A 14,527-nucleotide genomic window follows, 5' to 3' on the forward strand; every position below is an offset into this window, starting at 1 on the left:
CTCCCGTGCGGGCGACCGAAAGGCAGGGCGTCGTGATGCGGGACCAGGAACGAGATCCGGCGGTGGCATCCGCCGCGCCCACCGCACCGGGCGCGCCCGCCACTCCCACCGCGCCCACCACTTCCGCCGCGCCCGCCACTTCCACCGCTCCCGCCGTACGGGTCGAGGGGCTGTGGAAGCGGTTCGGCGAGCAGATCGCCGTCGCCGGAATCGATCTCGACCTGCCCGCGGGCCAGTTCATCGGTCTGGTCGGTCCCAACGGCGCCGGCAAGACCACCACGCTCTCGATGGTGACCGGGCTGCTCCGGCCCGACCAGGGCCGGATCCAGGTCGCTGGGCACGACGTGTGGAGCGACCCCGTCGCGGTCAAGGGACGCATAGGGGTGCTGCCGGAGGGGCTGCGGCTGTTCGAGCGGCTCTCGGGGCGGGAACTCCTCGGCTACACCGGGCGGCTGCGGGGGCTGCCCGGTGCCGAGGTCGACAAGCGGGCCACCCAGCTCCTCGACGTACTGGACCTGGCGGGGGCGCAGCACAAGCTCGTCGTCGACTACTCGACCGGTATGCGGAAGAAGATCGGGCTGGCGGCCGCGCTGCTGCACAACCCCGAAGTCCTCTTCCTGGACGAGCCGTTCGAGGGCGTCGACCCGGTCTCCGCGCAGACGATCAGGGGCGTCCTGGAGCGGTACACGGGCTCGGGCGCGACCGTCGTCTTCTCCAGCCACGTCATGGAGCTGGTCGAGTCGCTGTGCGACTGGGTCGCGGTGATGGCGGGGGGCCGGATCAGGGCCCAGGGGACGCTGGCGGAGGTCCGGGGTGACGCCCCGTCCCTCCAGAGCGCGTTCCTGGAGCTGGTGGGCGCCCGGGGGCACGAGGCCGGGGAGCATCTGGACTGGCTGGGGGGCGCGCGATGAGCGCGGTGAGCGCGCCCGGCCCGGCCGCCGCCCCGGCGAGCGGCTCGGGCGGCTCCTCGGGCGGCTCGGGCCGCTCGGGCGGGCCCTCGCTGACGCCCGTCCTCGTACGGCTGAAGCTCTCCCTGCTGCGCAACGGGCTGCGGCAGTCGTCGGGGCGCACGGTCGCGTACGTGACCAGCGCGGTGTTCGCGCTGCTCTTCGCGGCGGCGCTGTTCCTCGGCCTGGTGCTGCTGCGCGGAAACGATCACGCGGGCACGCTGGTCGTGCTGGCGACCGCCGTACTGGCCCTCGGCTGGGCGGTGATGCCGCTGTTCTTCCCGAGCGGCGACGAGACGCTCGATCCGACCCGGCTGGTGATGCTGCCGCTGCGCCCGCGACCGCTGATCGGCGCGCTGCTGGTGGCGTCGCTGGTCGGGATCGGGCCGCTGTTCACGCTCTGCCTGGTGGCCGGTTCGGCGGTGGCGACGGCGCACGGGGCGGCGGCGGTAGCGGTCTCGGTCGTCGCCGTACCGCTGACGCTGCTCGTGTGCGTGGCACTCGCGCGGGCCGTCGCGACGGCCAATGTCCGGCTGCTGACCTCGCGCAAGGGCCGCGATCTGGCCGTACTGAGCGGTCTGGTGATCGCGGTGGGCTTCCAGGTCGTCAACTTCGGCGTGCAGCGCCTCAGCGACGCGGGCGGCCTCTCGGCGCTCGCCCCGGCGGCGCGGATCGTACGGTGGCTGCCGCCCGCGTCCGCGATCGGCGCCGTGGGCTCGGTGAGCGAGGGCGCGTACGGCCGGGCGGCGGCCCAACTGCTGCTGGCGGCGGGCGCGCTGGCGGCGCTGCTGTACGCGTGGCAGCGCTCGCTGGTGAAGCTGATGACGGTCCCGGACAGCTCCACCATCGGGGCGTCGGGCCCGGCCCGCCAGGAGTCGGCGGCGGGTGCGGGGCTGGCGCGGCTGCTGCCCGACGGACGCACGGGCGCGGCGATGCGGCGCACCCTGCGCTATGTGTGGCGCGACCCGAAGACGAAGGCCGCGTGGGCGACCTCGCTGGCCATCGGGCTGATCGTGCCGCTGTTCAACGCGCTCCAGGGCGCGGGCACGATCTACTTCGCGTGCTTCGCCGCGGGCATGCTCGGCATCCAGATGTACAACCAGTTCGGCCAGGACACCTCGGCCTTCTGGATGGTGGCCCTGACGATCTCCTCGACGCGCGACGCCTATCTGGAGCTGCGCGCCCGCGCGCTGGCGATGCTGGTGATCACGCTGCCGTACTCGGTGCTGGTCACCGTGGCCACGGCGGCGCTGCTGGGCGACTGGCGGGCGCTGCCGGAGGCGCTCGGGCTCTCCCTCGCGCTGCTGGGGGCGATGCTGGCGACGGGCGCGGTGGCCTCGGCCCGCTTCCCGTACTCGATTCCGCAGGACAGCGGGTACAAGAACGTCGCCCCCGGGCAGGCGGGGCTCGCCTGGATCTCCATCTTCGGCGGCATGCTGGGCGGCGCGCTGATCTGCGCGCCGATGCTCGCGCTGACCCTCTGGATCCATGCCTCGGACGCGGAGCACTGGTCCTGGCTGCTGCTGCCCCTGGGCGCGGTCTACGGCGCGCTGGCGGCGGTGGGCGGGCTGCGCCTCGCGGCGCCCCAGACGGCCTCGCGGCTGCCGGAGATCCTCTCGGCGGTGAGCAAGGGGTAGGGGAGGGCGGCGCGCGCGGGCAACGTCCCTCCGCTCGGCCGCCGTTGACCGCCGTTGACCGCCGTGGGCCGCGGTCGACCGCGGTCGGCCGTCGTCGACCGCTCAGGACCGTGAGATCCCGTCGAGGAACGGTTCTATCGCGGCCCTCCAGGCGTCCGGCCGGTCGTAGTGGGCGAGATGGCCCGCGTCCGCCACCTCCGCGTACTGCCCCTGGGGCAGGACCCTGACCATCTCCTGGGCCTCCGCGCGGCCCAGGTCGCCGTCGAGGCCGCGGACCACCAGGGTCGGGCAGCGCACCTGGGCCAGCTCCTCCCAGTGCGCGTCGTGGACCCACGTCTCGCGGGACGTCAGCATCTGGCCGCGCGAGAAGACCGGGCGCCAGCCGTCCGCGCGCTCGGCCATGACCTCGGCGAAGAACTCGCCGCGCGCGGGTGCGGGGCGCTCCACCCAGGGGTCGTCCTCGCCGAACCACTTCCGTACGTCGGCGAGCGTCGCGAACGGGACGGGCCAGGCGCGGAACCAGTCGCTCCACTCCCGCTGGGAGGTGGCTCCCAGCGCGGACGCCCGCATGTCGCTGATGATCAGGGCCCGGACCAGGTCGGGGCGCCTGGCGGCGAGCTGCCAGGCGGTGAGGGCGCCCATGGAGTGGCCGACGAGCGTCACCGGCGCCAGCCCGAGCTGCTCGATGGCGGCCTCCGCGTCCGCCACGTACGCCTCGCGGGTGTACGGGCCCAGCTCGGGCTTGTCGCTGCGGCCGTGGCCCCGCTGGTCGAGCGCGACCGCCCGGTGCCGGCCGGAGAGCCAGCGGGCGGTGGACGCCCAGTGCGAGGCGCGGCCCATCAGTCCGTGCAGGAGCAGCACCCCGCCCAATCCGGTCTCCGTGCTCCGCGCGTCCTCCTCGACCCGCTTGGGCGGTTCGGCGAATTCCCAGGCAGCGAGGCGCACCCCGTCCGCTCCGGTCACATCGACGCGCTGCACCATGAGTCCGGCACCCCCTTCGGTCCTGAGTGGTCGGAGCCGGATCCCGCCGGGTTCCGGTTCCGCTGCGTCCAGCCATGGGCAGCGTACCGAACATTTATTCGAAAATAGCGTCTTCGCCTCGTACACCGCTCGTTCGAGTGACCACACGCCAGGATTGCCGGGCGCCGCCGGGGGGAGATCTTCTCCGGGAGGCGGGCCGCTCGGGGACGAGGGCCTGCGGGGACGACCCCGGGAGCTCGGGGCTCCGGGTCGGAACGGGGGGGAAGGACGGGCTCCGGTGCCGCGAGGCACCGGAGCCCGTCCATGCCATGGCCGCGAGGGACCAGGGGGGTCCGCTTCCGCCGGCTTCTTCCGCCGGCTCTTCCTGCCGACTCTTTCCGCCGGTTCTAGCGCTTGGCGACGAAGACGTGCGAGGCCACCTCGGACACCAGCTCCGCGGCCTCCCCGCTGCTGCCCACCAGCACCCCACCGGGCGACTCCGTCACACTCACCACGGAGCCGGGCTGCACGCCCGCGCGCCGCAGCGAGTACATCAGCTGGGCGTCGGTCTGGATCGGCTCGCCGATCCGCCGCACCACCACCGTCTTGCCCTCGGCACCCGGGTCCAGCTCGGCCAGGCTCACCATGCCCGCGTCGAGGAACGGGTCGGCCTCGGTCTTCTCGCCCAGCTCCTCAAGACCCGGGATCGGGTTCCCGTACGGCGACTCCGTCGGGTGGCGCAGCAGCTCCAGCACCCGCCGCTCCACCGCCTCGCTCATCACGTGCTCCCAGCGGCACGCCTCGGCGTGGACCTGCTCCCACTCCAGGCCGATGACATCGACCAGCAGGCATTCGGCGAGCCGGTGCTTGCGCATGACGCGCGTCGCCAGCCGTCGTCCTTCTTCCGTCAGCTCCAGATGCCGGTCGCCCGCGACCTGCACCAGCCCGTCCCGCTCCATGCGGGCCACGGTCTGGCTGACCGTCGGGCCGCTCTGATCGAGCCGCTCCGCGATCCGGGCGCGCATCGGGACCACACCTTCCTCTTCCAGTTCGAGGATGGTGCGGAGGTACATCTCCGTGGTGTCGATCAGTCCGGACATACGTGCCCCTCGATAAATCGTGCGCTGGCCCTGAACCAATTCTGACGCATACCACCGACAACCGTGCCGGGCCGGAAGATGCCGGGGCGGTCACGGCCGTCGGACGCGTCGCGTAGCCGTATTGACAGAGTAATGGTCCAGACCTCAACGTGATCCGCGGCACAGGCATTCCCCCACCCCTGGACACCCCCCGGAAGGGCCTCCTCCATGAGCGAGAGCAAGCTGGCCGGTCAGTTCTTCGACGCCGCGATCGAACTGCTCCAGCGGGTACGGGACGAGGAGTCCGCGAGCATCGCCGCCGCCGGTGCGGCGATCGCCGACACCGTCGCCGCCGGGGGCCGCCTCTTCGCGTTCGGCGCCGGGCACTCCTCGCTCGCCGCCCAGGACGTCGTCTACCGGGCGGGCGGCTTCGCCGTCATGAACCTGCTCTCCGTGCCCGGGGTGGTGGGCGTCGATGTCATGCCGGCCACCCTGGGCTCCGCGCTGGAGCGGGTCGACGGGCTGGCCACCGCCGTACTCGACTCCTCCCCGGCCCGGGCGGGGGACGTGCTGGTGATCATCTCGCTGTCGGGGCGCAACGCGCTGCCCGTCGAGATGGCCCTCGCCGCGCGGGCGCTGGGGCTGAAGGTCATCGGGGTGACCTCCGTCGCGTATACGGAACGGACCGCCTCCCGGCACCACTCGGGGACCTTCCTCAAGGATCACTGCGACATCGTTCTCGACAGCCGCATCGCGGTGGGGGACGCGGAGTTGACGGCCAACGGCATCGAGGCGCCGTTCGCCCCCGCCTCCACCGTGGTCACCAGCGCGCTGATGCAGGCGATGATGGCGACGGCAGCGGGAGAACTCGTCGAACGCGGTATCGAGCCGCCATTGCTGCGGTCGGGCAATGTCGACGGCGGCCCCGAATGGAACAGCCGTGTGATGAACGAGTACCGCGACCGGATTTTCTACCGCCGCTGAGACCGTCCGACGGCCCGGCCGCCGATCGGCCGCCGGGCCCCGGTGGAACGCGCGCGACCCGCGCGGGAAACACCGCGCGGTCACCGCCGAGTCGCCTCCGCCATAACCAAAGCAACGGAAGTCACCGGCGGGACAGCAGAAACCGATACCACTCCAGTGCACGGCCGGGGCCTGCGGGAACACTTCCCGCGGGCCTCGAACGTCTGCACGCCCCCGGTGCGGTACTTTGCGTCACCAAAGGTCTACGTGGCGGAATTTTGATCTTTCACTTGAAGGTAATGTTCGGGTAAAGTACCGGAAGCTGCGGTGCTGCATCATCGGAGCTACCGAACGACCCCGGAAAACGGAAAGGGCGACCAGTGAGACCCGTGGCGGACCGCGAGCTCACCGGCAGGCGCGGCACCACCGCGACCTGACCCGGATCTCCCGGACGACCTCCCGCGGGCCTTCCGCGACTGCCGTAACCCGGCAGAGCGCGATGCCCGTTCGGCTCCGCCCTCTCGGCTGTTCCCCTTTCCCGCTTTTCCCGCATCTCCGTTCCACCCCCCACTGACCCGACCACACCGCGCCCCGGCGAAACCGGGAGTGCAGGAGGCAGGCCATCATGAAGTCATCACTCATCGACAACGCCCGTTCCTTCTCGATACAGGTGGCGGAAAGTCCCGAGGAATTCCGCGAACTCGCGGCCGGGCAGACCCCCGAGGTCCTGTTCATCACCTGCTCCGACTCGCGCGTCATCCCGTCCCTCATCACCGGCGCCCGTCCTGGCGAGCTGTTCGAGCTGCGCACTGCGGGCAATATCGTCCCCCGCTACAACGAGCGGCGCCCCAGCGGCGAGGCCGCCACCATCGAGTACGCCCTGCGTGTGCTCCAAGTCCGCGACCTGGTCGTATGCGGCCATTCCCACTGCGGCGCCGTGGGCGCCCTGGTGCGCGGCGAGGATCTGTCCGGCGTGCCGGCCGTGCGCGGCTGGCTCGACGACTGCGACCCGTCCCTGCCGGAGGGCGACGACCTCGCCCTCGCCGTACGGCACCACGCGGCGGCGCAGCTCGACACGTTGCGCGGCTACCCCGCCGTACGGGAGCGCCTCGCCGAGGGGCGGCTCGCCCTGCACGCCTGGTACTACGAAGTGGACACCGGCTCCGTCAGCGTCCACCGGCCCGAGCTGGGCGGCGAGTTCAGACCGCTGTGAGACCACCTCACCAGCGCCGACTCCCCGTCTCTCCCGTCCGTGTCCACGGACCACACAGCTAGGACGGCCTCCGTCATGTTCTCTCTCCTGAAGGACCGCACGGTCCTTCGGCGCGACATCCTCGCGTCCCTCGTCGTGTTCCTCGTCGCTCTGCCCCTCTGTGTCGGGGTGGCCGTCGCCTCCGGGGTCCCCGCCGAACTCGGTCTGGTCACCGGGATCGTCGGCGGGCTCGTCGTCGGCTGCCTGCCCGGCAGCTCCCTCCAGGTCAGCGGTCCGGCCGCCGGGCTGACCGTCCTCGTATACGAAGCGGTCAAGGAGTTCGGGCTCGGCACGCTCGGCGCGATCGTCCTCGTATCCGGACTGTTGCAACTCGCCCTCGGGGCCTTCGGTTTCGGCCGCTGGTTCCGGGCCATCTCGGTCGCCGTGGTGCAGGGCATGCTGGCGGGCATCGGCCTGGTGCTCGTCCTCGGCCAGGTGTACGCGATGGCCGACACCGCGCAGCCGTCCGGCGGGCTCGCCAAGATCGGCGGGCTGGTCGAGCTGCTCGTCGGAATCGTCACGGACACCACGGCCCTGACCGCGTTCCTCATCGGCGCGGGCACCATCGCCGTACTGGTGCTCTGGCCCCGGCTCCCGGCCCGGTTCCGGGTGGTGCCGGGACCGCTGGCCGCCGTGGGGCTCGCCACCGGCATCGTCTTCCTGCTGGATCTGCCCATCGCCAAGGTCGAGGTGCGCGGGCTGCTGGAGTCGATCAGCCCGCCGGGGCTGAGCGCCTTCGGGGAGCTGGGCTCGATCGCCGTCCTCGGCACCGTGCTCGCCTTCACCCTGATCGCCTCGGCGGAGAGCCTGTTCAGCGCCGCCGCCGTCGACCGCATGCACGACGGTCCGCGCACCGACTACAACAAGGAGCTGATGGCTCAGGGCGTCGGAAACACCATCTGCGGGGCGCTCGGCGCGCTGCCGATGACCGCGGTCATCGTCCGCAGCGCCGCCAACGTCCAGGCGGGCGCGCGGACTTCGCTCTCCCGCATCCTGCACGGGCTGTGGCTGCTGCTGTTCGCCGCGCTGCTTCCCGCCGCGATCGGCGTCATCCCCCTCGCGGCCCTCGCGGGCGTCCTGGTGCACGCCGGCTGCAAGCTGATTCCCGTACGGGACCTGGCACCGCTCTGGCGTGAGCACCGGGGCGAGGCCGTGATCCTGGTCGTCACCGCGACCGCGATCCTGGTCACCAACCTCTTCGAGGGCGTGGTGCTGGGGCTGCTGCTCGCGGTGGTCAAGACCGCGTGGGAGATCTCGCACCTCAACGTCGACGTCCGCGAACTCACCGGCGGGCGGCTGGTGGTGACGATCACCGGCAACGCGACGTTCCTGCGGCTGCCCAGGACCATGGAGCAGCTGGAGGAGCTGCCGAAGGACCGGCCGATCGAGCTGGACCTGTCCGGTCTCCACCATGTCGACCACGCGTGCCGCGTCGCCCTGGAGAACTGGGCGCTGCGCCACCACGACGGGGGGACGGAGCCGGTCAGGATGAACCCGCCGGTGGCCGAGAGCGGCCGGAGCACGACGGCCTCCTGACCGTACGGGTTCAGGTGCCGGGCGCCGGGCGGCGAGCGTGCCGCCCGGCGCCGCGGTCAGGCGTCCTCGGCCAGCAGCGCGGCGAGATCCAGGCACGCCGCCATGCGGATCGTCACGTCCTCCGCGTACACCGCGTCCGGCCGCTCGAAGGGCGGCCGGCTCGCGCCCCTGAGGAACGTCACCACCCCCAGGGACCTGCCCCGGCTACGCAGCACCGTGCACAGCGCGTGCACCGAGTCCTGCGGCCACTGGCGCGCGCCCGCCCACGCCGGGGACGGCACGGGTACGGAGCCGGAGCCCGCCCCGGCCGGGGCGCTGGCGCGGACCGAGCCCGTGCGGTCCATCGCCTGGAGCGCCGGATGCGAGGCCGCGTACCGCACCGGTATGCCGCCCGCCTCCACCGCCGTGCTGGGCCCCGCCTCCCCACCCGCCGGGGTCGCCAGCGTGCGGATCAGCCGTACGGGCGCGTCGGGGCCGGGCGCGGGCGCGCCCGGGGACCGCTCCCCCGCCACCAGATCGACCAGCGCGTGGTCGGCGAAGCCCGCGAGCGCGAAGTCCAGATAGACCGTCGCCGCCTCGGCCGGGTCCTCGCACTCGGCGGCGGCCCGGCCCGCCCGGTGCAGCTGGCTGGAGCGGAACCGCAGCCGGTCGGCGCCCTGCGCGGCGAGCTTCGCTTCGGTGATGTCCTGGAACATCCAGCCCACGCCGAGCGGTACGGGCTCCTCCGCCAGCGGGGACGCGAGCCGCAGGAATCCCGAGCGCCAGCAGCGCCGCTGCTCGCCGCCCGGCGTACGGACCGTCACCCACAGCTCGGCGAGCGCGCTGGGCGCGCCTTCGGAGAGCACGTGGTGGAGGGCCGCCTCCAGCTCCTCCACGCCCTGGGCGAGCAGGTCGCCCAGCGGGCGCCCCAGGACGGAGGCCCGGCCGGGGCCGTCGGTGCGCTCGGCGCCGAACGCGCGCGCCGCGTGCCCGTTGACGACGGTCGGCCGCAGATCGACGTCCACCAGCACGACGCCCCAGGCGGCGTCCTCGAAGAGGGCCTCGCTGAGCGCGATGGAGCGCTCCAGGTCGATCTGGTCGTGGACCTCGCTGAAGGCGCTGTACACCCCGGCGGGCTTGCCGTCCGCGCCGCGCATCCCGCTGGACTGGGTCCTGATGAGCACCCGGCCGCCGTCCTTGCGCAGCAGCGCGAACTCGTCGACCTGGCGTCCCGGCGTGTCCATCGCGGACATCAGCCGCGCCCGTACCGCGTCCGCGTCGGCGGAGCGCGCGGCCCAGCCGGCGAAGCCGTGCCGCCCGACGGCCTCCGCGGCGCTCCAGCCGAGTATCCGCTCGGCCTCGCGGTTCCAGTGCGTGATGACCCCGCCCGCGTCGAAGGCGCAGAGCGCCGCGTCCATGCCGTCGAGCAGGGCCGCGAGCAGGTCGGACCCGGGACCGTCCGGGCCGCCGCGCCCGGCGGCCGGGCCCTGGCCGGACTCCGGCTTTCCGGGTATCGGCTCGTCCGGTCCGGGAGCGTTGGTGGTCTCGCTCCGAGAAGCACTCATGCCTGGCACCCCCTGCGGGACGTCTTCGCCTGTACGGACGCACGACGAGCGGCCGGTGTCCGTACGATCATTCAACTCGAACGTGACCCAGCACACACAAGGTTCCCCGAAATCAGTGTGTTCAACAAATCTCAATAATTCACTTGAGCCCTCCGGGGACCGCGCCTAACGTGGCACGCACACCGAAAGGAGGTGATCCGGCAGATGTATTCAGTCCGGACAAGTGAGGTGGCTGCGGGCTAACGGCTCGCCGTCGTATCTCCAGTGGTACTCGGCCGGTCGAAGGCCGAAATCCCCAGCAGTCACCCGACCCGCGGACCGCCGGTATGTCCGGCCGGCTCCCTCTCCGGAGGGACCATGGTCCGCGGGTCGTCTGCGTCTGCTCATGGACCGGCAGGCCCCACGGGCCCCACGGGCCCTACGGGCAGAGCCGCTCCACCCGCCAGCCGGGCCGCCCGTGCGGGCCCTCGCCGCGCACGTACCGCAGCCGGTCGTGCAGCCGGTTCTCGTGGCCCTGCCAGAACTCGGCCATGTCAGGGGTGACCCGGAAGCCGCCCCAGTGCGGCGGCACCGGGACCTGCTCGCCCTCCGGGTAGCGGGCCGCGAGGTCCTCGTAGCGGCGCAGCAGCACCTCGCGGGAGCCGACGGTGGCGGACTGGTCGCTGGCCCAGGCGCCGAGCTGGGAGCCGTGCGGGCGGGTCCTGAAGTACGCGGCGGTCTCGTCGCGGCCGATCCTGGCCGCCGTACCCGTCACGATGACCTGCCGGGTCAGCGGATGCCAGGGGAAGAGCAGCGAGACATGGGGGTTGGCCGCCAGCTCGCGTCCCTTGCGGGAGGTGTAGTTCGTGAAGAAGACGAAGCCGTGCTCGTCGTACCGCTTGAGCAGCACGGTGCGCGAGGACGGCCGGCCCTCGGGGGTGGCCGTGGAGACGATCATCGCGTTCGGTTCGGGGAAGCCGTGGGCGACGGCCTCCGCGAACCAGCGGGCGAACTGCTCCATCGGGGTGACGGCGAGATCGGCCTCCCGCAGCGGGACGGAGCGGTACTGCTCGCGCATGGTCGCGGGATCGGGGGACCGTGTGACAGCGGGATCGGGGGAATCGGCGGGATCGTCCGGGGTGTCGTGAGGCACGGGGTCATCCTGCCGCAGGCCCGCCGTCGCCCGCACCGAGTGGTGCCCATCCCGGAGTCGGGCGCGGAATCGGGTGCGGAATCCTGGAGCGGGCCCTGTGCCCTCCGGACGGCAGCGGCTATCGTTCCCCACTCCGCCAGAGCCCGTGGTTTCCGGTCGCAAGCAGTCCCCGCCGGAGCATTCACAACCCGAGGAGCCAGCTGATGTCCGACTTCGTACCCGGCCTCGAAGGGGTCGTCGCCTTCGAGACGGAGATCGCCGAACCGGACAAGGAAGGCGGCTCGCTCCGCTACCGGGGCGTCGACATCGAGGATCTGGTCGGGCAGGTGTCCTTCGGCAATGTGTGGGGGCTGCTGGTCGACGGGGCGTTCGACCCGGGGCTGCCGCCCGCCGAGCCGTTCCCGATCCCGGTGCACTCCGGGGACATCCGCGTGGACGTGCAGTCGGCGCTGGCGATGCTCGCTCCCGTATGGGGGCTGAAGCCGCTCCTCGACATCGACGAGCGCACCGCCCGCGACAATCTGGCGCGGGCCGCCGTGATGGCGCTGTCGTACGTGGCGCAGTCGGCGCGGGGGCAGGGGCTGCCGATGGTGCCGCAGCGGGAGATCGACAAGGCGCACTCCGTCGTGGAGCGCTTCATGATCCGCTGGCGCGGCGAGCCGGACCCGCGCCATGTGAAGGCCGTGGACGCGTACTGGACGTCCGCCGCCGAGCACGGCATGAACGCGTCGACCTTCACCGCCCGCGTCATCGCCTCCACCGGCGCGGACGTGGCGGCGGCGCTCTCGGGGGCGGTGGGCGCGATGTCCGGGCCGCTGCACGGCGGGGCGCCCTCGCGCGTCCTGGGCATGATCGAGGAGATCGAGCGCACGGGCGACGCGACGGCGTACGTCAAGCAGGCGCTGGACAGGGGCGAGCGGCTGATGGGCTTCGGCCACCGGGTCTACCGGGCCGAGGACCCGCGCGCCCGGGTGCTGCGGCGGACGGCGCGGGAGCTGGCGGCGCCGCGCTTCGAGGTGGCGGAGGCGCTGGAGAAGGCCGCGCTGGAGGAGCTGCACGCGCGCAGGCCGGACCGGGTGCTGGCGACGAACGTGGAGTTCTGGGCGGCGATCGTGCTGGACTTCGCGGAGGTCCCGGCGCACATGTTCACCTCGATGTTCACCTGTGCCCGTACGGCGGGCTGGTCGGCGCACATCCTGGAGCAGAAGCGGACGGGGCGTCTCGTGCGTCCGTCGGCCCGCTATGTGGGACCGGGGACGCGTGACCCGCGGGAGATCGCGGGATTCGACACGCTCGTCGGCTGAGCGCAGGGGCGGGGAGGGCGGCGCCGGGGCGGGGAGGGCGGCGTGCCCGCTCCCCGCCTCCGCCCCCTGCCCCCGCCCGCCTACCTTTTCGTACCGCGCCGCGCCGTCTGCGTCCGGACCGCGCCCATGCTCGCCGCGATGACCAGCGCGATCGCGAGCGCGTCGGTGGCGGACAGCGCCTGGTGCAGGACGAGGAATCCGGCGGTCGCGGCGATGGCGGGCTCCAGACTCATCAGCACCGCGAAGGTGGGGGCGGGCAGCCGGCGCAGCGCGAGCAGTTCGAGGGTGTACGGGAGCACGGAGGACATCAGCGCCACCGCGAGCCCCAGCGCGAGCGTGGAGGGCACCACGAGCTTCGGCCCGGACTCGACGATGCCGAGCGGCAGCGCGAGCAGCGCGCCCACCCCCATCGCCAGCGCCAGCCCGTCGGCCTGCGGGAAGCGCCGCCCGGTGCGCGCGCTGAACATGATGTACGCGGCCCACATGCCGCCGGCCGCGAGCGCGTACACCGCGCCCACCGGGTCCAGCCGGTCGAACCCGCCGCCGAGCAGCACCACACCGCCGAGCGCGAGCCCCGCCCACAGGACGTTGACCAGCCTGCGGGAGACGATGACGGAGAGCGCCAGCGGCCCGAGGACCTCCAGGGTGACGGCCACACCCAGCGGGATCCGGTCGACGGCCTGGTAGAAGAGGCAGTTCATGGCGGCCATGGCGGTGCCGAAGGCGACGACGGTGCCCCAGTCCGCGCGCGAGTAACCGCGCACCTTGGGGCGGCAGAAGGCAAGCATGACCACGGCGGCGAGCGCGAGCCGCAGCGAGACCACCCCGAGGGCCCCGGCGCGCGGCATCAGCAGGACGGCGACGGCCGCGCCGAACTGCACGGACAGACCGCCCGCGACGACGAGGGAGACCGGCCCGAGCGAGCGCCGCGCGGGGCCGTCACCGCCCGGGGCACCGGCGCTGCCCCGCGCCTCGGCGCCGCCCGCCGCCTCGGGCAGCGAGACAGCGGCGGCGGCAGTGGCGGCAGTGGCGCTCGGCTCTTCCACCGTAAAACCCTCCAGCACAGTTGAAAGCAGAGTTGATAGCAGAGTTGAAAGCGCAGTCGTAAGTACCGCTGAAAGTACAGTCGAATCAACTAACAGTCCAAGATACTGCACTGCCGGAGCGGCCCTCACCAGGGACGGTACGACCCCGGGGCCACGCCTGGGAATTACCGATCGTGGTGCGGTTATGCTCCGGACGCATGAGCATCGAGCTGCGTCACCTCCGCTGCTTCCTCGCCATCGCCGAAGAGTCCAGCGTCACCGGCGCCGCGGCCCGCCTCCACCTCACCCAGCCGACCGTCTCGCGCACCCTCGCCGGGCTGGAGAAACACCTCGGAGTACGGCTCGCGGACCGCTCCACCCACCATCTCGCGCTCACCGCCGAGGGGCGCGCCTTCCGGGACCGGGCGGCGGCCGCCGTCGCCGCGTTCGACGCCGCCCTCGACACGGGCGCGCCGCGCCGCCGCCCGCTCCGGCTCGGGCACGCCTGGTCGGCCTTCGGCCCGTACACCACACCGCTGCTGCGCCGCTGGCAGCGGGAGCACCCCGGGACGCCGCTGGAGCTGCTGCGGATCGACGACCGTACGGCCGGACTCGCCCGGGGCCAGGTCGACGCGGCGCTGCTGCGCGGCCCGGTGGACACGCCCGGCCTGGTCGCCGTGGAGCTGCTGACCGAAGCCCGGGTCGCGGCGGTCCCGGCCGACGACCCGCTGGCCGCGCGCGACGCGCTGAGCCTCGCGGACCTGACGGCCCGGCCGCTCATGGTCAACACCATCTCCGGCACCACCGGGCCCGCGCTGTGGCCCGCCGACGCCGGGCCGCTCACCACCCGTACCGTCGCCAACACCGACGACTGGCTCGCCGCCATCGCCGCCGCCCGGGGCGTCGGCGTCACCAGCACCTCCACGGCCGCCATGCACCCGCACCCGGGCATCGCCTACCGGCCCCTCACCGACGCTCCGCCCGTCCCCGTCCATCTCGCCTGGCGCCGCGAGGCCCCGCACCCGGCGCTTCCCCACCTGATCGCCCTGGCCAGGGAGTTGGCTTCTGACGGCTGATCAACAGCCTTCAGCTGCGGTGAAGTTGGGCAGTCCGGGGACCGGGTGAAAGAGTGTGCCCTTGATCGACGA

At 72.8% G+C, this 14,527-nt stretch carries 12 protein-coding genes; 7 read left to right on the plus strand and 5 right to left on the minus strand.

Annotated elements, in window-relative coordinates:
* Positions 1-35 precede the first annotated feature (35 nt).
* Positions 36-911, plus strand: coding sequence for an ABC transporter ATP-binding protein (locus OG627_RS13985; RefSeq protein ID WP_443073623.1), 876 nt, complete (start codon positions 36-38; stop codon positions 909-911).
* On the plus strand, positions 908-2,584 hold the full coding sequence (locus OG627_RS13990) for a transporter (protein WP_329064954.1): 1,677 nt from the start codon (positions 908-910) through the stop codon (positions 2,582-2,584). Before OG627_RS13985 ends, OG627_RS13990 begins: the two co-directional genes overlap by 4 nt.
* 102 nt (positions 2,585-2,686) lie before the next feature.
* On the opposite strand, the gene OG627_RS13995 is transcribed toward OG627_RS13990, so the two are convergent.
* Both OG627_RS13995 and OG627_RS14000 read right to left on the minus strand, forming a co-directional pair.
* Positions 2,687-3,565, minus strand: coding sequence for an alpha/beta fold hydrolase (locus OG627_RS13995; protein WP_329064956.1), 879 nt, complete (start codon positions 3,563-3,565; stop codon positions 2,687-2,689).
* A 386-nt stretch (positions 3,566-3,951) separates the two neighbouring features.
* Positions 3,952-4,644 (minus strand): metal-dependent transcriptional regulator, encoded by a 693-nt coding sequence (locus tag OG627_RS14000; protein WP_329064957.1) that lies wholly within the window; start codon positions 4,642-4,644, stop codon positions 3,952-3,954.
* 207 nt (positions 4,645-4,851) lie between these two features.
* On the opposite strand from OG627_RS14000, the gene OG627_RS14005 reads away from it, so the two are divergent.
* The 3 genes from OG627_RS14005 to OG627_RS14015 all read left to right on the plus strand — a co-directional run bounded on the left by OG627_RS14005 (position 4,852) and on the right by OG627_RS14015 (position 8,374).
* On the plus strand, positions 4,852-5,607 hold the full coding sequence (locus OG627_RS14005; RefSeq protein WP_329064958.1) for an SIS domain-containing protein: 756 nt from the start codon (positions 4,852-4,854) through the stop codon (positions 5,605-5,607).
* Between the two features lie 604 nt (positions 5,608-6,211).
* Positions 6,212-6,799, plus strand: coding sequence for a carbonic anhydrase (locus OG627_RS14010; protein WP_329064960.1), 588 nt, complete (start codon positions 6,212-6,214; stop codon positions 6,797-6,799).
* A gap of 75 nt (positions 6,800-6,874) precedes the next feature.
* A complete protein-coding gene (locus tag OG627_RS14015; protein WP_329064961.1) occupies positions 6,875-8,374 on the plus strand; it encodes a SulP family inorganic anion transporter in 1,500 nt (499 codons plus the stop codon).
* Between the two features lie 56 nt (positions 8,375-8,430).
* Here OG627_RS14015 and OG627_RS14020 read toward each other — a convergent pair whose 3' ends face one another.
* On the minus strand, positions 8,431-9,918 hold the full coding sequence (locus OG627_RS14020; protein WP_329064964.1) for a PAS domain-containing protein: 1,488 nt from the start codon (positions 9,916-9,918) through the stop codon (positions 8,431-8,433).
* Positions 9,919-10,336: 418 nt separating this feature from the next.
* Positions 10,337-10,975 carry a pyridoxamine 5'-phosphate oxidase gene (gene pdxH / locus OG627_RS14025; protein WP_329072645.1) on the minus strand — a complete coding sequence of 213 codons (639 nt, stop codon included), beginning with the start codon at positions 10,973-10,975 and terminating at the stop codon, positions 10,337-10,339.
* A 278-nt stretch (positions 10,976-11,253) separates the two neighbouring features.
* Between pdxH and OG627_RS14030 the strand changes: the two genes are divergently transcribed.
* The gene (locus OG627_RS14030; RefSeq protein ID WP_329064966.1) at positions 11,254-12,354 is read left to right on the plus strand and encodes a citrate synthase 2; all 1,101 of its coding nucleotides are present in this window, start codon (positions 11,254-11,256) and stop codon (positions 12,352-12,354) included.
* An 80-nt stretch (positions 12,355-12,434) separates the two neighbouring features.
* Here the strand turns inward: OG627_RS14030 and OG627_RS14035 are convergent, their stop codons facing one another.
* On the minus strand, positions 12,435-13,400 hold the full coding sequence (locus tag OG627_RS14035) for an EamA family transporter (protein WP_329064967.1): 966 nt from the start codon (positions 13,398-13,400) through the stop codon (positions 12,435-12,437).
* A gap of 197 nt (positions 13,401-13,597) precedes the next feature.
* On the opposite strand from OG627_RS14035, the gene OG627_RS14040 reads away from it, so the two are divergent.
* Positions 13,598-14,455, plus strand: a complete 858-nt coding sequence (locus OG627_RS14040) for a LysR family transcriptional regulator (RefSeq protein WP_329064968.1) — start codon at positions 13,598-13,600, stop codon at positions 14,453-14,455.
* Positions 14,456-14,527 lie beyond the last annotated feature (72 nt).

Source organism: Streptomyces sp. NBC_01429, from assembly GCF_036231945.1.
Lineage (GTDB): Bacteria > Actinomycetota > Actinomycetes > Streptomycetales > Streptomycetaceae > Streptomyces.